The organism is Nesterenkonia populi, from assembly GCF_007994735.1.
In the GTDB taxonomy this organism is placed as follows: Bacteria; Actinomycetota; Actinomycetes; order Actinomycetales; family Micrococcaceae; genus Nesterenkonia; species Nesterenkonia populi.
Genome location: NZ_VOIL01000001.1, coordinates 1,011,862 through 1,030,525, shown reverse-complemented (window position 1 = coordinate 1,030,525; position 18,664 = coordinate 1,011,862). Strand labels below are relative to the sequence as shown.

The 18,664-nt window shown below is 70.1% G+C and carries 17 protein-coding genes; 6 read left to right on the top strand and 11 right to left on the bottom strand.

The features are described 5' to 3' along the window. Window positions 1–9: 9 nt before the first annotated feature. From FWJ47_RS04855 to FWJ47_RS04845, 3 genes are all read right to left on the bottom strand, one after another. Entirely contained in the window at window positions 10–1,539 is a 1,530-nt protein-coding gene (locus FWJ47_RS04855) for an ADP-ribosylglycohydrolase family protein (protein ID WP_147104888.1), read from the bottom strand. Then, window positions 1,536–1,973: an SseB family protein gene (locus FWJ47_RS04850; protein ID WP_147104885.1), complete on the bottom strand. Its 438-nt coding sequence runs from the start codon at window positions 1,971–1,973 to the stop codon at window positions 1,536–1,538. The genes FWJ47_RS04855 and FWJ47_RS04850 overlap by 4 nt, the downstream gene beginning before the upstream one ends. 70 nt (window positions 1,974–2,043) lie before the next feature. Beyond that, the gene (locus FWJ47_RS04845) at window positions 2,044–2,466 is read right to left on the bottom strand and encodes an SseB family protein (RefSeq protein WP_147104881.1); all 423 of its coding nucleotides are present in this window, start codon (window positions 2,464–2,466) and stop codon (window positions 2,044–2,046) included. Between the two features lie 313 nt (window positions 2,467–2,779). Between FWJ47_RS04845 and FWJ47_RS04840 the strand changes: the two genes are divergently transcribed. Both FWJ47_RS04840 and FWJ47_RS04835 read left to right on the top strand, forming a co-directional pair. Further along, the gene (locus FWJ47_RS04840) at window positions 2,780–3,496 is read left to right on the top strand and encodes an exonuclease domain-containing protein (RefSeq protein WP_147104878.1); all 717 of its coding nucleotides are present in this window, start codon (window positions 2,780–2,782) and stop codon (window positions 3,494–3,496) included. An 11-nt stretch (window positions 3,497–3,507) separates the two neighbouring features. Further along, window positions 3,508–3,687: a hypothetical protein gene (locus tag FWJ47_RS04835; RefSeq protein ID WP_147104875.1), complete on the top strand. Its 180-nt coding sequence runs from the start codon at window positions 3,508–3,510 to the stop codon at window positions 3,685–3,687. On the opposite strand, the gene hemL is transcribed toward FWJ47_RS04835, so the two are convergent. From hemL to hemE, 8 genes are all read right to left on the bottom strand, one after another. Beyond that, window positions 3,684–4,988 carry a glutamate-1-semialdehyde 2,1-aminomutase gene (gene hemL / locus FWJ47_RS04830; protein WP_147104872.1) on the bottom strand — a complete coding sequence of 435 codons (1,305 nt, stop codon included), beginning with the start codon at window positions 4,986–4,988 and terminating at the stop codon, window positions 3,684–3,686. The genes FWJ47_RS04835 and hemL overlap by 4 nt on opposite strands. Then, window positions 4,985–5,968, bottom strand: a complete 984-nt coding sequence (gene hemB, locus FWJ47_RS04825) for a porphobilinogen synthase (protein WP_147104869.1) — start codon at window positions 5,966–5,968, stop codon at window positions 4,985–4,987. Before hemB ends, hemL begins: the two co-directional genes overlap by 4 nt. 10 nt (window positions 5,969–5,978) lie before the next feature. After that, window positions 5,979–6,695, bottom strand: a complete 717-nt coding sequence (locus FWJ47_RS04820) for a uroporphyrinogen-III synthase (RefSeq protein WP_170228483.1) — start codon at window positions 6,693–6,695, stop codon at window positions 5,979–5,981. Between the two features lie 105 nt (window positions 6,696–6,800). Further along, window positions 6,801–7,832, bottom strand: coding sequence for a hydroxymethylbilane synthase (gene hemC / locus FWJ47_RS04815; RefSeq protein WP_147104863.1), 1,032 nt, complete (start codon window positions 7,830–7,832; stop codon window positions 6,801–6,803). Then, a complete protein-coding gene (locus tag FWJ47_RS04810) occupies window positions 7,829–8,974 on the bottom strand; it encodes a ferrochelatase (RefSeq protein WP_147104860.1) in 1,146 nt (381 codons plus the stop codon). The genes hemC and FWJ47_RS04810 overlap by 4 nt, the downstream gene beginning before the upstream one ends. Continuing rightward, window positions 8,974–9,744, bottom strand: a complete 771-nt coding sequence (gene hemQ, locus FWJ47_RS04805; RefSeq protein WP_147104856.1) for a hydrogen peroxide-dependent heme synthase — start codon at window positions 9,742–9,744, stop codon at window positions 8,974–8,976. Before hemQ ends, FWJ47_RS04810 begins: the two co-directional genes overlap by 1 nt. 68 nt (window positions 9,745–9,812) lie before the next feature. Next, the gene (locus FWJ47_RS04800) at window positions 9,813–11,399 is read right to left on the bottom strand and encodes a protoporphyrinogen/coproporphyrinogen oxidase (protein WP_170228482.1); all 1,587 of its coding nucleotides are present in this window, start codon (window positions 11,397–11,399) and stop codon (window positions 9,813–9,815) included. 89 nt (window positions 11,400–11,488) lie between these two features. Then, window positions 11,489–12,589 carry a uroporphyrinogen decarboxylase gene (gene hemE, locus FWJ47_RS04795; RefSeq protein ID WP_147104849.1) on the bottom strand — a complete coding sequence of 367 codons (1,101 nt, stop codon included), beginning with the start codon at window positions 12,587–12,589 and terminating at the stop codon, window positions 11,489–11,491. Window positions 12,590–12,716: 127 nt separating this feature from the next. Here hemE and FWJ47_RS04790 point away from each other — a divergent pair, with 127 nt between their 5' ends. The 4 genes from FWJ47_RS04790 to FWJ47_RS12035 all read left to right on the top strand — a co-directional run bounded on the left by FWJ47_RS04790 (window position 12,717) and on the right by FWJ47_RS12035 (window position 18,661). Further along, on the top strand, window positions 12,717–14,198 hold the full coding sequence (locus FWJ47_RS04790) for a glutamyl-tRNA reductase (RefSeq protein ID WP_147104846.1): 1,482 nt from the start codon (window positions 12,717–12,719) through the stop codon (window positions 14,196–14,198). A gap of 111 nt (window positions 14,199–14,309) precedes the next feature. Further along, entirely contained in the window at window positions 14,310–15,365 is a 1,056-nt protein-coding gene (locus tag FWJ47_RS04785) for a baeRF2 domain-containing protein (protein WP_147104843.1), read from the top strand. A 123-nt stretch (window positions 15,366–15,488) separates the two neighbouring features. Further along, the gene (ligA, locus tag FWJ47_RS04780) at window positions 15,489–17,816 is read left to right on the top strand and encodes an NAD-dependent DNA ligase LigA (protein ID WP_246126164.1); all 2,328 of its coding nucleotides are present in this window, start codon (window positions 15,489–15,491) and stop codon (window positions 17,814–17,816) included. Then, window positions 17,813–18,661, top strand: coding sequence for an inositol monophosphatase family protein (locus FWJ47_RS12035; RefSeq protein WP_170228481.1), 849 nt, complete (start codon window positions 17,813–17,815; stop codon window positions 18,659–18,661). The genes ligA and FWJ47_RS12035 overlap by 4 nt, the downstream gene beginning before the upstream one ends. The last annotated feature ends 3 nt before the right edge of the window (window positions 18,662–18,664 follow it).

Genomic DNA, 18,664 nt, shown 5'->3' with positions numbered 1-18,664 from the left:
CGGACGCCCCTACAGGTGGTGGGTGACGAGGAACTCGGCGGCGGCGTCGAGCTCCTTGCGGTACCGCGGCTCCAGCCGACCCCGGATCATGTCCAGGGCGGCACGGTTCCGCGGATGCTGCAGGCCGATGACGGCACCGCCCACCGCCGCGATCGAATCCGAGTCTCCCCGGGTCATCACCAACCGTCTGATCGCCGGAATGACGGTCTCCTCGGCGTAGAGCGAGGCGACGCCGAGCACGTTGAACAGGGTCTCGTCCGCGGTCCAGCCCTCGCCGAAGACCGTGTTCACATCCGCCTGCTGCTCGCCGGACGGGTCCAGGGTCCTCTCCACGGCGTACCAGCGGGCAGCGAAGCCCAGCAGATCCCGCTCCAGGGCATCGAGGTCCTCGCCCATGGCCTCCGCCAGCGGCGAGTCCATGTCACGGATCTCGTCGATGACCCTCACCGCGTGGAACAGCAGCTCCGGATGGGCGGGCGCGGAGACCCGGCCGTTGAGCAGGTCGCTCACCAGCAGGGTCAGAACCGCCGAGGCGGCCCATCCCTTCGGGTGGCCGTGGGTGGTCTGCGACTGCAGCACCGCCAGGCTCATCAGGGTGGACCGGGTGTAGGGCAGGAGCCCCAGCCAGGGAGTGCGCATGATGGTGCCGCTGCCCAGGCTGCTGTTGTCCGCGCCCTCGTCCCCGGTGATCTTGTCCATGGCGGCCTCATAGCCGGCCAGCGCGGTCATCACCGTCTCGCCGGGAGCACGGTCGTTGTCGGGGTCGTGGGCGAACTCCAGGTAGGCGTCGGCGAACGCCCGGCGCACCGTGTTCTGCAGCCCCGCGTCCGTGGAGAGGACCTCCAGGGTGATGCCGCGGCGGCGCAGGGTCCTGATGGCCTCGAGCGTGCAGAGGCCCATCTGCGTGTCATCGGTGACCTTCAGCTCCTGCGGCACCGGGGGCGGGCTGGCGAGAAGCTGCTCGTAGTCGCTGGTGAACTCGGTGGTCCGCCCCCAGGCGTCGCCGAGGGCGAACAGCAGCACACAGCTGCGGATCCTGCTGCTCCGGCGGGCCGCCAGCTCCGCCTCAACGGCCTCGGCCTTCTTCGCGGCCTCCGCCATCGCCTCCGGATCAGCGGCGGCGGGCAGCGGCGCCCGGGCCTTCTGAAAGGTGCGGCGCACCCAAGCCAGGTCGGTTCGCCCGGCGACGTACTCCGCCCAGGCGCTGGGGTTCTCCTCGCGCACCCACTCGGCGGCGTCGAGGGCCTCCAGGATGCTGGTCTCCGGGTCACGCGGCGCCTCGCCGTACCCCCGGGGCCCCAGTGCGGCCTCGATGTCACGGGCCACGCCGTCGTCGGCCGCCTCCAGGCGGACGTCCAGCTCCGGACCCTGCGCACCGGCTGCGGCGGCCGCGGCCTCGGCGTCGTTCCAGACCCTCTCCCGGTAGGCCAGCAGATGGGTGACCTTCTCCGCGGAGGCCCGCTGCTCCGTCTCCTGCGCGAGGGCTGCGGCCACCAGCTCAGGGACGCCGCGCAGGCGCCCCGGCATCTCCGAGGTCACTCGCCCTCCCCGCCCTCGAGCACCTCGGAGCGGAACCAGGCCCACTGGTCCGAGGTGATGAAGAACTGGTGGGCAGTGCCGTGGTCGATGACGACCATGATGTTCGCCAGCGACTGCACGACGCCGGCGCCCGGCACCTCCGCGACCGTCTCGACCTGCTCACGCAGCTCGGAGGGGATCTCCTGGTCAGAGGTGTAGATCGGCAGAACCGAGCCGCCGTCCAGGCCCTTCATCAGCAGAGGCGCGAAGCCGTCGTCGTCTGCTGCGCTGACGCTGGGGATGTGCACGACCACCTGCAGGAAGGAGGTGAAGATCGCGCTGATGTCATCATCGAGGTACTGCTTATCGTTGGCGTCGGCGTTGGCCGCAGCAGCAACCAGGATGCTCTTGAGGTCGGAGAGGTCGTACTCGGTCTCAGGGGTCTGGTCCGTCATGCGCCCAAATCTACCGTGGGGCGGCGGGCACGTGGCCCACCGCCCCACGGTGAACAGGTCATCTGAGAGCCTACTCCGCGGCCTCGCCGCCGGCGGCCTGGCTGACCTGCTCGCGGATCGCGGCCAGCTGCTCCTGGCTCAGCGGGAACTGGTGCTCGGTGCCCGGGTCGATCACGATGCCGGCGTTGTCCACCGACTGCAGGATCGCCACACCGGAGACCACCGCAGTGTGCGGGGCGCGCTCAGCGTACTCGGCGGGGATGGTGTCCTCGGAGCTGAACAGGGGCATCACCGCGTTCTCTTCGGTGTCCTGCAGCATCAGCGGGTTGATGGTGCCGTCCTCGGAGGCCTGCTCCACTGTGGGCAGGTACACCTGGGCCTGCAGGAAGGAGTTGACGACGTCGACCAGCTCTTCGGTCTTGGTCTCGCCCTCTGCTGCGGTCAGCAGGGCCTGCTTCAGGTCAGGCTGAGGAGCTGCGGTTTCCTGGGACATCTGAATTACCTCATCACTCGTTCGGGTCAGCACGCACTCATCGTCTTATGCACGGCCGTGTCCGCCCCACGCTACGCGAGCGCCACACCTGTGTGAAGCGGCATCAAGCGCCTACGCCGCCCGCGAATTCCCAGCTCGGCCGGCCTGGGACCCGGTCCGCTCGATGGTGCGCACCGCCCGGGCACGGACGGGACTGCAGGGCCGCTCAGCGCAGTGATGAGCGGCGCGCGCGTCAGGCGCAGATCCGCCCGGTGACGTGCCTGCGGATGTTTGCCGACGAGTGCGTCCGGGGTGCGCTGTAGGGTTTCGAGGCATGAGCGACGCCCTGTTTGAGATCACGCCCTCGGCCGAGTCCTGGCACAGCGGGCGGGTGGTCGGCTTCGATGTGGAGACCACATCCCGCCACCCTGCCCAGGCCCGGATCGTCTCAGCCGCCCTGGTGGAGCTGGAGCCCGGAGCGGAGGGCATGCGGGTGCGCGAGTGGCTGGTGGATCCCGGTGTGGAGATCCCACCGGAGACCACCGAGATCCACGGGATCAGCACCGAGTACGCCCAGGCGGAGGGCATGCCCGCCGCGGAGGCTGTCCGGCAGCTGGTGGTCGAGCTCACCAAGGAGTTCGAGGCCGGGGCCGCCGTGGTCGCCATGAACGCCCCGTATGACTTCACGGTCCTGAAGCACGAGGCAGCCCGGCACGGCGTCGGCTTCCCCTCCCCCACCCCGGTCATCGACCCCCTGGTGATGGATAAGCAGGTGGACAAGTACCGGCGCGGCAAACGCACTCTCGGTGACCTCTGCGGGGTGTACCAGGTGATGCTTGAGGCCGCTCATTCGGCCGCCGCGGACGCGAAGGCGGCCGTGGAGGTGGCGCTGTGCCTGGCCAAGCAGTACCCGCAGCTGCAGGTGCCGGCCGCACAGCTGCACGAGCTTCAGGCGGGCTGGAAGGCTGAGCAGGCCGCAGACTTCCAGCAGTGGCTGCGCCGGGCCAAGCCCGACGCCGTCGTGGACCCGTCCTGGCCCGTTCAGCAGTAGAGTCTCTGACGATGAGCCACTACCCGCACCTCAACGATGACGACGAGCGTCCCGAGGGCGACAACGGCAAGGGGCTGCCCGTCGGGATCATCCTGCTCGCCATCGTCGCCTTCATCGGCCTGTACTTCCTGGTCAGCGGCTGGATCGGCGACCGCGTCGACTACAGCCTCCTGAACACCCTGCTCTTCTAGCCGGCCTGGGCGGCCGCCTCCGCGGCTGCCGGCAGCGCCCCCAGGATCTGCTCCACCGCGGCGTCGTCATGGGCTGCGGAGAGGAACCAGGCCTCGAACACGCTCGGCGGCAGGTACACACCGGCGTCCAGCATCGCGTGGAAGAACGGGCCGTACCGGAAAGCCTCCTGGGCGCCAGCCTCCGCATAGTTGTGCACACCCGTGCTGCTGGTGCCGAACGCCACGGAGAACAGGTTCCCGACCTTCTGCAGCGTGTGATCCACTCCCGCCTCGGCCAGGGCCGCGGTCAGCGCGTCGGCCACCGTCTGAGCCTTCTCATCAATATGCGAGTACACCGCGGCGTCCGCGTTCTCCAGCGTTGCGGCGCCGGCGGCCATCGCCACCGGGTTACCGGAGAGGGTGCCCGCGTGGTAGACCGGGCCGGACGGCGCCAGGTGCTCCATGACTTCAGCACCGCCGGCCAGCGCGGCGGTGGGCAGCCCGCCGCCGATCACCTTCCCGAAGGTGAACAGGTCCGGGGCCCAGCCCTCAGCCCGGCCGGAAGCGCCCCAGTATCCCGCCTCAGTGATGCGGAAACCCGTCATCACCTCGTCGAAGATCATCAGAGCGCCATACTTCTGGGTGATCTCCCGGATGAACGCGTTGAAACCCTCCCCCGGGGGGACGACCCCCATGTTGGCCGGGGTCGCCTCAGTGATCACGGCGGCGACCTTCTCACCGTGCTCGGCGAACACCTGCTCCAGGGCGGCACGGTCGTTGTACTCGATGACGACCGTCTCGGAGGCCTGCGCCTCGGTCACGCCCGCGGACCCGGGGAGGCCCATCGTGGCGACACCGGAGCCGGCGGCGGCCAGCAGGCCGTCCGAGTGGCCGTGGTAGCAGCCGGCGAACTTCACCACGATGCTCTTCCCAGTGGCGCCGCGGGCCAGACGGATCGCGGTCATCGTGGCCTCGGTTCCTGTGGAGACGAACCGGATCCGCTCCGCCCCGGGCACCCGGCCGCGGACCAGCTCGGCCAGCTTGGCCTCGTTGGGGTGGGAGGTGCCGAAGCCGAGCCCGGCATCGACCGCCTGGTGCACGGCGTCGATCACCGCGGGATGCCTATGCCCGAGGAGGGCCGGACCCCAGGAGCCCACCAGGTCCACGTACTTCCTGCCCTCAGCGTCGGTCAGCCAGGCTCCCTCCCCGGCCACCATGGAGACCGGGGTGCCGCCGACCGAGCCGTGCGCACGCACCGGGGAGCTCACCCCGCCGGGCATCAGCGTCTGGGCAGTCTCAAACAGCTCAGCGTTAGTGGTCATGCAGTCTCCTTGATCCATCGGGCCGCCTCGGCAGCGTAGTAGGTCAGCACGTTCGCGGCACCCGCGCGGCGGATGGAGGTCAGGGCCTCCAGGACCACCTGCCGTCGGTCGATCCACCCGTTGGCGGCGGCGGCCTCGATCATCGCGTACTCACCGGAGACCTGGTACGCGGCCACCGGAACGTCCGAGGTCTCGGCGACGTCGGCGAGGATGTCCAGGTAGGCGGTGGCAGGCTTCACCATCACCATGTCGGCGCCCTCAGCGAGGTCCAGTTCGACCTCTTTGAGGGCTTCGCGCCGGTTGGGAGCGTCCATCTGGTACTGGCGACGGTCGCCTTTGAGCTGGGAGTCCACTGCCTCGCGGAAGGGCCCGTAGAACCCGGACGCATATTTGGCGGCGTAGGCGAGGATCGGCACATGGTGGTGACCGGCGTCGTCGAGCGCCTCACGGATCACCGCCACCTGGCCGTCCATCATGCCGGAGGGGGCGACGATGTCCGCACCTGCCCTGGCCTGCTCCACGCCCATGAGCGCGTAGATCTCCAGGGTGGCGTCGTTGTCCACGTACCCGGCCTCATCCACGATGCCGCAGTGCCCGTGGTCGGTGAACTCGTCCAGGCAGAGGTCGCTCATGACGGGCAGGTCTTCCCCCACAGCGTCCTTCACCGCGCGGATGGAACGGTTCAGGATGCCGTCGGGGTCGGTGCCGGCGCTGCCCTGCGGGTCACGCTCGGCGGGGATGCCGAAGAGCATGATGCCGCCGAGCCCCAGGTCCCGGGCCTCGCGGGCGGCGCCGAGGAGTGTGTGCTCGGTGTGCTGGCGGACGCCGGGCATGGAGCTGATCGGCGCAGGCTCAGTGAGCCCCTCTCTGACGAAGACAGGGAGGATCAGGTCAGCCGGGTGCAGGCGGGTCTCGGCGACCAGGCGCCGCAGGGCGGGGGTGCGGCGCAGACGACGCGGACGATCAGCGGGGAAAGGCATGGTCCGCAGTCTAGTTCCGGGGATTCAGGGCTGCCAGGACGCCGGCTGCGGTCGGCTCCGGGAGAACCGCGTCGGCGGGGGCGCGCAGATCACGAAGGGTGCGGGCTGTGGGCTCACCGATGGCGAGGACGGTGCCGGCGGTAAGGCCCCGACGGTGCCATTCCTTCGCCGCGGAGGAAGCGGTCAGGAGCACGACGTCATCAGGCCCGGGGGTCCAAGGGAGGTCGCCGTCGACGGGGACGGTGTCGTAGGCGGCTGCCTGGGTGACGTCCCATCCTCTGCTGCGCAGACCTTCGGCCAGCTGGGGTTGAGCCCGGGCGGCCTGGGGGAGGAAGAGCGCGGCAGCCTCGGGGGTCTGTGCGAACTCGGTGAGGATCCCGTCGGCGCTGTGGTCCTGCGGCATCCAGCGCTCAGTGATCCCGGTGAGTTCGGCGAGCGTGTGTGCAGTGCCCGGACCGACGACGCCGATGCGCGTCCCCGCCGGAACCGTCCCGCCCCATCCGGCGTCCAGCAGGAACCGGACCGTATTGCCTGAGGTGAGCAGCAGCCACTGAAACTCCCCCGCGCCGAGCCGCAGCAGCGCCGTCGTGAGCGGACCGGTCTCCTCAGGCAGGACCTGCTCGGTCAGCGGAAGATGCGCGACGTCGAACCCGGCCTCAGCCAGCCCGGCCTCGAGCCGGCCGGACCGCGTGGAAGAACGGGTGAGAACTATCCGCACTCGGACCACCAGCCAACCCCTCGTTCTGTGCGTTCGGGGCGGGAAAAGGCCGTCGCACGCAAGAACGGAGGAGAAACGGTGAAGAGAAGCGCGAAGTCGCCCATCGGTTTTCCCTCAGGTGTCGATGACGTGCTTGAGGAGGCCTCTGTCCTCGGCGAGGAGGGTCTCGGCGACCTGAGTGCCCAAGCGCTCGGCAGACTCGACGCCGGCCTCACGGGTCACCCCGGCCTCCAGGGTGATCTCCTGGCCGGCGCGCTGCACCTCGGAGCCGTCCGGAGCGCACACCACAGTGTCCAGGCGCAGGTTCACCCCGCCGTCGGGCTCATCCGTGCAGCGGGCCAAACCTCCGATCGGCGCCGAGCAGCCGGCATTAAGCCGGGCCAGCAGCGCCCGCTCCGCCGTGACCTCCAGACGGGTCGGAATGTCCTCCAGCTGAGCCAGCGCGATCCCGAAGTCAGAGATCCCGGCGGCATCCTGCTCGCGGACCTCCACCGCCAACGCGCCCTGCCCGGGGGCCGGGGTCATCACCTCGGGGTCGATCAGCTCGGAGATGTAATCCTCCAGACCCAGACGGCCCAGGCCAGCCCCGGCCAGCACCACAGCGTCCAGATCCCCGCGGGCAGCCCCCGGCGCCTGGGAGGAGGACTCCGCGGCGTCCTCGAAGCCGCGGACCCGCGCCAGGCGCGTGCCCACATTGCCGCGGATGTCCACAACCTCCAGGTCAGGCCTGGCTGCCAGCAGCTGAGCGGCACGGCGCGGCGAGCCGGTGCCGACCTTCGCGCCCTCCGGCAGCTCCTCCAAGGTCATGCCCTCAGCCGCGCACAGGGCGTCCCGCACCTCCTCGCGGACCGGAGCCGCGGCGATCGACAGGCCCTCCAGGTCCTTCGCCGGCAGGTCCTTCATCGAATGCACCGCCACATCGACGGTCTCGTCGAACAGTGCCTGCCGCAGCGCCGTCGCGAAGACCCCGGTGCCGCCCAGCTGGGACAGCGGGCCGGTGAGGACATCGCCCTCCGACCTGATGGTGACCAGCTCATGAGCCCGGCCCGCCAGGTCAGAGAGCGCCACCGCCGTCGTCGTGGTCTGCTTCAGGGCCAGCTTGGAGCCGCGGGTGCCGACCCGGATGGTCCCCGCCTGCGGGCTCATTCGGAGACCCACGGGCACCAGCCGCCGGGGCCGGTCAGGTCGGACCAGTCGCCGGGGACGATCTGCTCGCCGGCTGACAGCGGCCTGCCCTTCTCGTCGGTGATGTACTCCCCCATGATGTCCACCAGGCCAGAGACGAAAGCCCGGTGAGTGCCCGGCGTGGGGGCGCGGTAGAAGACCATGTCCAGCTCCTCGGCGGTCTCCTTCGCCTCAGTGTCGAGGTCCCAGATGACCTCCATGTGGTCAGAGACGAAGCCGATCGGCATCACGACCACACCAGGCACGCCGTTCTTGGCGTCCTCCTCGATGGCGTCATTGATGTCCGGCTCCAGCCACGGGGTCTCCGGGCTGCCCGAGCGGGACTGGAAGACCAACGAATGCTCCAGCCCGGTGGCCTCCGGCAGAGAGCCCATCAGGTGCTTCGCGACCGCCTCGTGCTGAGCGGTGTAGACATCCGTGCCGTACTCGTCCCTAATCCGCTGCGGGCCCTGCGCCTCAGCCACCGCAGTGGGGATCGAGTGGGTGACGAAGATGACCTTCGGCTTCGCCTCCGGCCTGCCGGCACGGTTCAGCCGCTCCCGGACATCACGGATTCCGTCGGCCAAGGCGTCGTCGAACGGCTTGGCGAACGCCTTGTCGCAGAAGTAGGGACGGACCTTCACCAGCTCCAGCTCATTCTCCAGTCCGGTGGCCCTCAGCTCACGGTCGAAGTCCTCCAGGTACTGGTCATTGGAGGAGTGGCCTGCGTAGGCGGAGGTCACCAGCACCAGCACCCTGCGATGCCCCGCGGCGTGCATCTCCTTGAGGACGTCAGCGAAGTACGGGTCCCAGTTGCGGTTGCCCCAGTAGAGCGGCAGCTCAATGTCCCGGTGCTCCAGCTCCTTCTCCAGGGCGGCCTTCAGGTCCCGGTTCTGCTGCTGGATGGGGCTCACGCCGCCGTGGGCCCGGTAATGGGCGGCGACCTCCTCGAGCCGCTCGTCGGGGATGCCCTTGCCGCGCGTGACATTGCGCAGGAACGGGATCACATCGTCCTGGCCCTCCGGGCCGCCGAAGCTGGCCAGCAGGATCGCGTCACAGTTGGCGCGCTCGCTGTCCAGGGAGTCCTGCGGGACGCCGGTGGGTGCTGTGGGAGCGTCAGTCATCAGGCTAGAACCTCGAAGATCTCGGCAGTGCTGGAGAGACGGCGTCCGGTGTAGAACGGCGTCTCATCCCGAACGTGGTAGCGGGTCTCGGACTCGCGCAGCTTGCGCATCATGTCCACCAGGGCGGTCAGCTGCGGGGCCTCCAGGGCCAGCAGCCACTCCCAGTCGTTGAGGGCGAAGGCGCTGGTGGTGTTCGCCAGCACCGTGGGGAACTCCTGGCCCAGCTGGCCGTGCTCGCGCAGCATCGCGCCACGCTTGGCCGGGTCCATCAGGTACCAGTCATAGGAGCGGTTGAACGGGTAGACGACCAGCCAGTCCTCAGCCTCCACCCCGCGGGAGAAGGCCGGCACGTGGCCGCGGGCGAACTCGGCGGTGCGGTGCACGCCCATCGCAGAGAAGGCGATCTCGGTCTGGTTCAGCAGAGCAGTCCGGTGCAGCTGCCGCAGTGCGGCCTGAATGTTCTCCGCCCTGTGGCCGGTCAGCCAGACCATGACGTCAGCTTCGGCGCGCATGCCGGAGACGTCGTAGACGCCTCGCAGCTCCACTGCTTCGTCGTCCTTGCCGAGCCCCTTTCCTGCGAAGGACGAGGCGACGGCGTCAAACTCCTTGACGTGCTTCCTCTTCGGCTGGGTGGACGGCTTGCGGCGCGCTTCGCCGCCGGCGGCTCCGCGCCCGGAGGCGCGTTTGAACACTGCGTAGAGGGTGTACCAGTCCTTGCCGGAGGAGTTGACCTCCTCCGGTGTCCGCTGGGGGTTGCGGCCGTAACTCATGGGACGCCTCCTTCAGGCACTGGCTTTTCTGAGCTATTCGCAATAGGCAGTCTAGCGACTTTTCTACGTCACGTAGAAGAGCGGCGCCCGATCTCCGCAGCCACTCTACGCGCGTGCGGAATGACCCGCGCCAGCCCCGTCCCCGCAAACCACGTCCCCGCCAGGTGGAGCCTCGGCTGCCGGGACCGCCCAGCCCGCCGGTTGTGCAGGGCGACGGCGGCCCGCACCTGCTGCAGGCTGCGCGCCTGGGCGGGGCTCGTCCCGGGCAGCGCCCGACGCCAGCGGACCACCTGGGCCTCAAGGATCTGATCCTCAGCAACCGGCCCGCCGGGCAGGTCCTCACCGAACAGGGCGACGACGTCCCGCCTCGCCTGAGCCTCCAGCTCCGCGTCGGAGGAGCCCCAGCCGAAGCCGTCCGAGCCGTCCGTGCGGCCGTAGGAGAGCCGCACCGCATGATGACTCTCCCCCAGCTCAGCGGCGAGCGCCTCTCGCGCCCAGTCCCACTTCGCCGAGACGTGCGTCATCGCCTTCGCCCCGATCCCGGTGACGTGCGGGGAGACGAGCATGCCCGTGCCGCGGGGGCGGGCATCAAGCTGCGGAGCGTTGAGCAGCAGGGTGACCAGCGCGACGCCGCGGGTCGCATCCTCGACGCGCCACCGGGCCAGGCCGCTGGCGCTCGAGCCAGGGACGGCGGTGCCCATCCCGCCGAACGCGGAGGGCAGCGGCGCCGGGTTCAGGACCCCCGCGACCAGACGGCCGGCGGAGGGGGCGTCAAGGGCGAGCACCACGTCGTCGTACCCAGCGAGCTCGTTGAGATCCAAGATCGGACGGTTCCGCTCGACGCGGACTCCGGCCTCGAGGAGCTTCTGCTCCAGGGCCGCGACGAGCGTGTGGATGCCGCCGGTGAGCGACTGCACAGCCGAGCCGGCTTTGGGCTGCGCGGCGTCATCTCCCGGCCGCGGGGAGGCCGCGCCGGCCGCCCCGCCTGAAGCCTGCTTCGCCTTCTGCGCGGCCACCGCGCGGGCGAGCGAGCCTTCTGCGATCATCGCCTCGAACAGACCGGGCGCGACGGTGCGCAGGTCCAGCTGGTCGGGGCCGGCCGAATAGACCCCCGCCGTGATCGGCGCGACCAGGGTGTCGGCGAGCGCGTCGCCCATCCGGTCCCGCACCACCGCGCCCACGGACGGCCGGTCCTCCGAGGACCAGGCCATCGGCGCGGTGAGGTCCTCTGCAGCGCGGGCCGCGGCGGCTTCGCCGATGAGCGCACGGACGTCTTCGGCCTGCGGGTCCGCGGGAACACCGAGGATCCCCGTGGCCGGCAGCGGCCCGACGGTGTGCGAAAGCTGCAGCCAAGCCCCAGCAGGGTGAGGATCCGCCAGATCATCTGCGAGCCCCAGCTCCTCGACGAACTCCCGCACCGCGGGGCTTCGGGTCGCGAAGGCCTCCGCCCCGGCATCGATGCTGACCCCTGCCCCGCGCGCAGGCCGCGGCGCCTTCGCGCCTGAGGCCAGACCCTCACCCAGCACCAGGGGAGCCAGGGCGCCGCCGAGCCTGTCCGAGGACTCGAACAGCACGACGTCGTGCCCGGCACGCGCCAGCTCCCACGCTGCGGTCATCCCGGCGATTCCCCCGCCCACCACGGCAGACTGCGTCATTCGGCACCCCTTCTCGGGTTGTCCCATCATTGTTGGCTTAATCCGCTCTCTATCAACGGCAGATACGCCAACAAGGCAGGGGTGATTGGTCAATCGATGGAATGGATGAGCTCGACGACGCGGGTGAGGACCTCCGGATCAGTCTCCGGCGGGACGCCGTGGCCCAGATTCATCACATGCCCGGCCGCCCCGGAGCCGGCCTCGACGATCCCGCGGACGTGGGCCTCCAGCACCTCCCACGGGGCGGTGAGCAGGGCCGGGTCGATGTTGCCCTGCAGCGGGGTCTCCGCGCCCACGCGACGGGACGCCTCCGCCAGGCCCAGCCGGTAGTCCACCCCGACGACGCTCGCGCCGGCGTCCTTCATCAGGTCCAGGATCTCCCCGGTGCCGGTGCCGAAGTGCACCACCGGGACCCCCAGGTCCTTCACCTGGGAGAGAGCGGAGGCCGAATGCGGCATCACGTGCTCGGCGTAGTCGGCCCGGCCCAGCGAGCCGGCCCATGAGTCGAACAGCTGCGCGGCCGAGGCGCCGGCCGTCACCTGGGCGCGCATGAAGGCGCCGGAGGCCTCAGCGGCCCACTCGGCCAGCGCCCGCCATGTGTCCGGGTCCGCGTGCATCATGGTCCGCGGCCCCAGGTGGTCTCGGGACGGACGGCCTTCCACCATGTAGGCGGCCAGGGTGAACGGAGCACCCGCGAACCCGATCAGAGGCGTGGAGCCCAGCTGCGCCGTCGTCCGCTGAACCGCCTCAACGATCGGAGCGAAGGCATCCTCGTCCAGATCCGGGAGCTTCGCGACGTCTGCCGCGGTGCGCACCGGCGAGCCCAGCACCGGACCGACCCCGGGCTGGATCTCCACATCGATCCCCGCCAGGCGCAGCGGAACCACAATGTCGGAGAAGAAGATCGCGGCGTCGACGTCGTGCCGGCGAACCGGCTGCATCGTGATCTCAGCGGCCATCTCCGGGTCCAGGCAGGCATCCAGCATGGTGGTGCTCTCGCGCAGCCTCCGGTACTCCGGCAGCGAACGCCCGGCCTGGCGCATGAACCAGACAGGACGGCGGGACGGAGCGGACGGCTCGCCCACGGCGTCATGACCCCCGCGGTACTGGTTGAGCAGCGGAGCGTCAGCGGTCACGCCGGCGGCGAACGGGTGGGTCTCAGGGAGGCTGGTCAAAGTCACGCGCCCCATTCTGCCAGGGCTGGGTCCCCCAGGCGCGCGGGCCTCCCCGGCCTCTCGGCCGCGCTGCCGCGGCCTTCGCGCCTGAAGTCCGCCCATTCTGCCCACGCGGGCCCGAAGGGCTAGAATGCAGGACGCCGTGGTTCTGTTCTCGCTAGTCGCAACCCACTCCGACCTGGACCTCGAGACGGTCGGAACCCTCTCCTCAGGAGCGGCCGACGTCGCCGCTTCTGTGTCTCTGCCTGCCATCACCCTGGCCACCTGCAACAGGCTTGAGATCTACGCCGAATCCGCCTCCGGAAGGCCCGAGGACGTCCGCGCCTCCCGCCAGGCGCTCATCGAAGCCGTCGCCGGCTCCTCCGGGCTCGACAGAGACACCGTCGCCCGCAGCTTCAAGGTGCTGGTGGAGGACGACGCCGTCAACCACCTCTTCGAAGTCGGGGCCGGGCTGGACTCCGCCGTCGTCGGCGAGCGCGAGATCGCCGGCCAGGTGCGACGCTCCCTGATCGAAGCGCAGGCGGCCGGCACCGTCTCCGGGAACCTCACCAAACTCTTCGAGACCGCCACCCGCACCGCCAAAGACGTCGGCGCCAGGACCGCCTTGGGCGTCCGCGGCCGGTCCATCGTCTCCGTGGCCCTGGACATCGCCGGGGACATGCGCGGCGGCTCAGACACCTTCTACCCCGCCGCCGGCGCCCTGCTGATCGGCACCGGCGCCTACGCCGGCACCGCACTGGCCCAGCTGGCCGAGCGCGGCGTCCCCAATATCTCAGTGTTCTCCGGATCCGGGCGGGCCGAGGAGTTCCTCGCTGATCGGGCCGCGCAGCTCGCCGAGCGCGGAGGGGATGCCCGGCCGCTGCAGATGCACGAGCTCGCCCCCGCCCTGGCCGGCGCCGACGTCGTCATCGGCGCCTCCGGCGGAAACCGTCAGATCACCGCCGGTGAGATCCGCAGCCTCGCGCAGCTGGAGCGCCGCCAGGACGAGGGCCAGCCTCCCCTGATCGTCATCGACCTGGCTCTCTCCCACGACTTCGCCCCTGACGTCGCCGAGCTGCCCGGCGTTGAGCTCATCACCCTGGAGTCCGTGAAGCTCGCCGCCCCCGAGGAGACCTCCGCCTCCGTGGAGCAGGCACGCGCCGTCGTCGCCGACTCCGTGCAGCAGTACCTCACCGAACGCCGGGAGCGCACCGCCGACGACGCGATCGTCGCCCTGCGCAAGCACACCCAGTCCGTCTTCGACGAGGAGATGGAGAAGGTGCGCAGGCAGCACGGCTGCACCGCCGCCGCCGAGGAGGTCGAGTTCGCCGCCCGGCGGATCGTCCGGAAGCTGCTGCACACCCCCACAGTCCGTGCCCGCGAGCTCGCCGCCGAGGGCCGCACCGACGAGTACATCGCCGCCCTCAACGCACTGCTCGGGCTCGAGGTGGAGCCGCGCGAGGACTCCCGGCGCTCCGCCCCCGCCAAACGTCGTCGGGCCGAGGAGTTCTCCCCCGCCGAGCTCGCCCAGATGGCCGCCTACCTGCAGCAGGTCCCCGAAGGCGGCTTCTGCCGCTTCCACCGGCCCGGCGAGTTCTCCGTGGACCGCCTCCCCGAGCTCAGCGTCCTCCGCAGAACGGCCTGAGCGGGGCCAAGTGCACCACCAGCAACTGTCCAGGGTCCTTTGACCCTGCGCTGACCTGCGGCTCCTAGCGTTCACACCAGATCAGATACGCAAGCAAGAAAGGTGAAACGCATGCAGCTCTCAGACGTTCGCAGCATCTTCGAGGCGGAGGGTCCCTTCGCCACGGTGTACCTGCAGGCCCAACCCGCCTCCCCCAATGCTGAGCAGGAGGTCCGCCTGCGCTGGGACTCGCTGCGCGGCGAGCTCGCCGACGCCGGCGCCCACGACGAGGCCCTCTCCGCCCTGGACAGCGCGATACTGACGGAGAACATCACCGCCGTGCAGACCGAGGGCCGGGTGCTGATCGCCAATAAGGACGGCCTCCTGCTGGAGCGGGACTTCGACTCCACCCGCGACGGCGGTGACCGGGCCGTGCTCGGCGAGCCTGCATCCCTGGGCGACTACGTCCGCCAGCGGGCCCGGTCCGTGCGGGCCCTGGTGGCCATCACCGACCAGGAGAAGGCCGTGCTGCGCCGCGAAGTCTTCACCTCCGAGGAGATCCTGGCGACCGCGCCGGAGACTCGCGTGGAGGGCTCCGCCACCGAGACTGTCAACAAGCCGCGCGAGGGCGCCGAGCACCACCGCCGGATGCAGCAGCGTGCGGACGAGGCCGCTGCCCTGAACATCCGCGACATCACGGAGCGGGTGGCGAAGGCCGCCTCCGCGTGGAACCCCGACATCGTCGTGGTCGCCGGCGAGGTGCAGGGGCGCAAGCGCCTGCTGGACGAGCTCCCCGCCGATCTGAAGGAGATCGCCCGTGAGATCGGCTCCGGCGGCGGCATCCCCGCAGACTCTGCCGATGAGGGGGCTGAGCAGTCCCTGCACGAGGACCTGGCCGCCCTGGCCCGAGAGATCACCCTGGAGCGCACCAAGGAGGTGACTGACCGGTTCAACGAGAACAAGGGCAACGGTCAGGCCGTGGAGGGCGCCGAGGATATCCTCAAGGCCGTTCGCCTGGGCGCCGTCGACACCCTGCTGCTGCGCTATGACGCCGAGGCCCCGGGCGAGGACAAGCTGCTCGCCGAGGCTGCCAGCGTGGACGCCTCCGTGGCCCTGGTGGGCACGGGCGTGAAGGAGAACGCAGCAGCGATACTCCGCTATGAGGCCCCCACCGACCAGCTCAGCTAGAGCTGGTCGGTCCCCTCGACATGGCCGGTGAGAATGTGACGGAGCTTCAGGCGAGCCGCCCTGTCTCCGCTCACGTCCCACCGGCCATTCGTCCTGTCCCTACGACTGACTAGACTGGTCCGAGTGACCGAAGAGCACAGCGACGCCGGACAGCCCCCTGCTGAGGACCTCCGTGAGGAGTACGCGCAGCTGGCCGAGCAGGTCCGAACCCACCAGGTCGCGTATCACGTGGAGGACGCCCCGCAGATCTCCGACGCCGACTACGACGAGCTCATCCACCGGCTGCGGCAGATCGAGGCGGAGCATCCCGAGCTGGTCGCCGCGGACTCCCCCACTCAGCAGATCGGCGGCGAGCCCTCCTCTGCGTTCGCGCCGGTCCAGCATCTGCAGCGGATGTACTCCCTGGAGGACCTGTTCTCCCAGGATGAGCTGCGGGTCTGGTACGACCGCACCGTCGAATCCCTGCAGAGCCTGCGGCCCGGGGAGGCGCCCCGCTGGCTCACCGAGGTGAAGATCGACGGCCTGGCCATCAGCCTCCTCTACCGCAGCGGAGAGCTCGTCCGGGCAGCCACCCGCGGCGACGGCACCACCGGCGAGGACGTCACCCACAATGTGCTCACCATCAAAGACATCCCGCAGAGGCTCCAGGGGGAGAACCACCCGGAGGAGATCGAGGTCCGCGGAGAGATCTTCATGCCGACCGCGGAGTTCAATGCGCTCAACGAGCGGCTGCGCGAGGCCCGCGAGAAGGAGTTCGCCAACCCCCGCAACGCCGCCGCGGGCTCCCTTCGGCAGAAGGACCCCGCCAAGACTGCCGAGCGGCCGCTGTCCATGTTCGTGCACGGGATCGGGGCCCGGTCGGGCCTGGAGCTGAGCAGCCAGCACGAGGCCTACGAGCAGCTGGCCCTCTGGGGCCTGCCGGTGTCCCCGTACACGCGGATCCTGGAGACCTTCGAGGAGATCGAGGCGTACCTGGACGAGCACCGGGCCAACCGGCACAGCCTGGTCCACGAGATCGACGGCGTGGTCATCAAGGTCGATGGGTTCGAGGCCCAGCGGGCCCTGGGGCACACCTCCCGCGTGCCCCGGTGGGCGGCCGCGTACAAGTACCCGCCGGAGGAGGCCTCCACCGAGCTGCTGGACATCCGCGTGCAGGTGGGCCGCACCGGCAGGGTCACGCCCTTCGCGATGCTCGAGCCGGTGAAGGTCGCCGGGTCCACTGTGGAGAAGGCCACCCTGCACAACCAGGATGTGGTGAAGCTCAAAGACGTGAAGATCGGAGACCGGGTCACTGTCCGCAAGGCCGGCGACGTCATCCCCGAGGTCCTCGGGCCGGTCCCGGCCGAGCGGGAGCGGCGGGAGGCCGAGGGGCTGCTGCGCGAGTTCGTCTTCCCGGCGTCGTGCCCGGCCTGCGGCGCCGCCCTGGCACCGGCCAAGGAGGGCGACGTCGACTATCGCTGCCCCAACGCTGAGACCTGCCCGGCCCAATTGGCCGAGCGGGTCATCCACGTGGGCTCCCGCGGCGCCCTGGACATTGAGGCCCTCGGCGAGGAGGCCGGGCTGGCGCTCACGAACCCAGACCCGGAGGAGGTCCGTCCGCCCGCCGAGCTCATCGACGCTGGAAGGACCCGCGAATCCGGCGCCCCGGTGGACTTCGACGACGACGGCGAGCCGCGCCCCCAGAGCCCGGTGCTGCGCAACGAGGCCGGCCTCTTCGGCCTTGCCCCGGAGGACCTGCGCGGGGTCTACCGGTGGCGGGAGGTGCTGGAGAAGCGCGCGGAGACCGGAAAGTTCGAGCCCACCGGCCGGTACGCGCCGGTCCTGTACTTCTGGACCAAGCCGCAGTACGGCCCCGACGGCCAGCTCAAAGAGCCGTCCAAGCCGCGGGAGAACACCAACACACTCTTCAAGGAGCTCGAGAAGTCCAAGGAGCAGCCGCTCTGGCGGGTCCTTGTGGCTCTGTCCATCCGGCATGTGGGGCCCACCGCCTCCCGCGCCCTGGCCAGCGCCTACGGGTCCATGGACAAGATCCGAGCTGCCAGCGAGGAGGAGCTCGCCGGGATCGACGGGGTGGGCCCAGTCATCGCCGCCTCGATCCGTGAGTGGTTCAGCGCGGACTGGCACTGCCGCATCCTCGACGCGTGGGCCGCCGCCGGAGTGCGGACGGAGGATGAGGTCGACGAGTCTGCGCCGCGCACCCTGGAGGGCCTCACCGTGGTGGTCACCGGCTCACTGGACCGGTTCTCCCGGGACGAGTCCAAGGAGGCGATCATCGCCCGCGGCGGCCGCGCCTCCGGCTCCGTCTCCGCAAAGACCCACTATGTGGTGGCCGGCGGCTCCGCCGGTTCCAAACTGGCCAAGGCCGAGCAGCTGGGGGTGCCGGTGCTGGACGAGGACCAATTCGAGATTCTGCTGAAGCAAGGCCCCGAAGGACTGGAGGAGAGCGCATGAGCACCGACCCGAGCACACTGGATGAGCTGCTGAGAATCGCCAAGGAGGCCGCCCGGGCCGGAGCCGATGTGCTCGCCGGACGGACTGAGACCGCACCCGCCGGCATCCCGCTGACCGTGGAGAACTCAGGGCTGCAGACCAAGACCTCCGCAGCGGACTTCGTCACCGACTTCGACAAACAGGCTGAGGACGCCGTCCGGGACGTCATCACCTCCTACCGCCCCCACGACGTCATCTCCGGGGAGGAGTACGGCACCACTGAGGTCTCCGACCCCTCGGGCTACCGCTGGTCCATCGACCCGCTGGACGGCACCACCAATTTTGTGCGAGGCATCGTCTACTACGGCACCTCAGTGGGACTGCAGTCCCCTGAGGGCGAATGGATCCTCGGTGTCGTCGACGCCCCCGCCCTGCGCAAGCTCTGGTGGGCGTCCGCCGGTCAGGGCGCCTGGACTGCGTCCTACAGCTCTGACCCGGTGCAGCTCACCGGACCCACCGGTGAGCTCTCCGCCGGGCTGCTGGCCAGCGGCTTCGCCTACGACGCGGAGCGCCGGGAGGAGCAGGCCGCGGCAGTCTCGGCGATGCTCGCCCAGTTCGGCAACATGCGCCGGCTCGGCGCGGCCGCCCTGGACATCTGCATGGTGGCCGAGGGGACCCTGGACGCCTACGCGGAGTACGGCATCCAGGAGCACGACTGGGCAGGCGCAGCGGTGATCGCCGACGAGGCCGGGGTGCCGATGCGCCGGGCCGCCCACGCAGACGGCAACGAGAACCCCGACTGGACGATCGCCGGGGACCTCGGCATCAGCCATGACCAGCTCCAGCCGATGCCGGAAGGACTGTGATCC

Bases quoted from the DNA above. Each gene is read 5' to 3' on its own strand.
- FWJ47_RS04850 (WP_147104885.1), bottom strand. From the start codon at position 1,973: ATGACGGACCAGACCCCTGAGACCGAGTACGACCTCTCCGACCTCAAG.
- FWJ47_RS04845 (WP_147104881.1), bottom strand. From the start codon at position 2,466: ATGTCCCAGGAAACCGCAGCTCCTCAGCCTGACCTGAAGCAGGCCCTG.
- FWJ47_RS04840 (WP_147104878.1), top strand. From the start codon at position 2,780: ATGAGCGACGCCCTGTTTGAGATCACGCCCTCGGCCGAGTCCTGGCAC.
- FWJ47_RS04835 (WP_147104875.1), top strand. From the start codon at position 3,508: ATGAGCCACTACCCGCACCTCAACGATGACGACGAGCGTCCCGAGGGC.
- hemL (WP_147104872.1), bottom strand. From the start codon at position 4,988: ATGACCACTAACGCTGAGCTGTTTGAGACTGCCCAGACGCTGATGCCC.
- hemB (WP_147104869.1), bottom strand. From the start codon at position 5,968: ATGCCTTTCCCCGCTGATCGTCCGCGTCGTCTGCGCCGCACCCCCGCC.
- hemC (WP_147104863.1), bottom strand. From the start codon at position 7,832: ATGAGCCCGCAGGCGGGGACCATCCGGGTCGGCACCCGCGGCTCCAAG.
- FWJ47_RS04810 (WP_147104860.1), bottom strand. From the start codon at position 8,974: ATGACTGACGCTCCCACAGCACCCACCGGCGTCCCGCAGGACTCCCTG.
- hemQ (WP_147104856.1), bottom strand. From the start codon at position 9,744: ATGAGTTACGGCCGCAACCCCCAGCGGACACCGGAGGAGGTCAACTCC.
- FWJ47_RS04800 (WP_170228482.1), bottom strand. From the start codon at position 11,399: ATGACGCAGTCTGCCGTGGTGGGCGGGGGAATCGCCGGGATGACCGCA.
- hemE (WP_147104849.1), bottom strand. From the start codon at position 12,589: ATGGGGCGCGTGACTTTGACCAGCCTCCCTGAGACCCACCCGTTCGCC.
- FWJ47_RS04785 (WP_147104843.1), top strand. From the start codon at position 14,310: ATGCAGCTCTCAGACGTTCGCAGCATCTTCGAGGCGGAGGGTCCCTTC.
- FWJ47_RS12035 (WP_170228481.1), top strand. From the start codon at position 17,813: ATGAGCACCGACCCGAGCACACTGGATGAGCTGCTGAGAATCGCCAAG.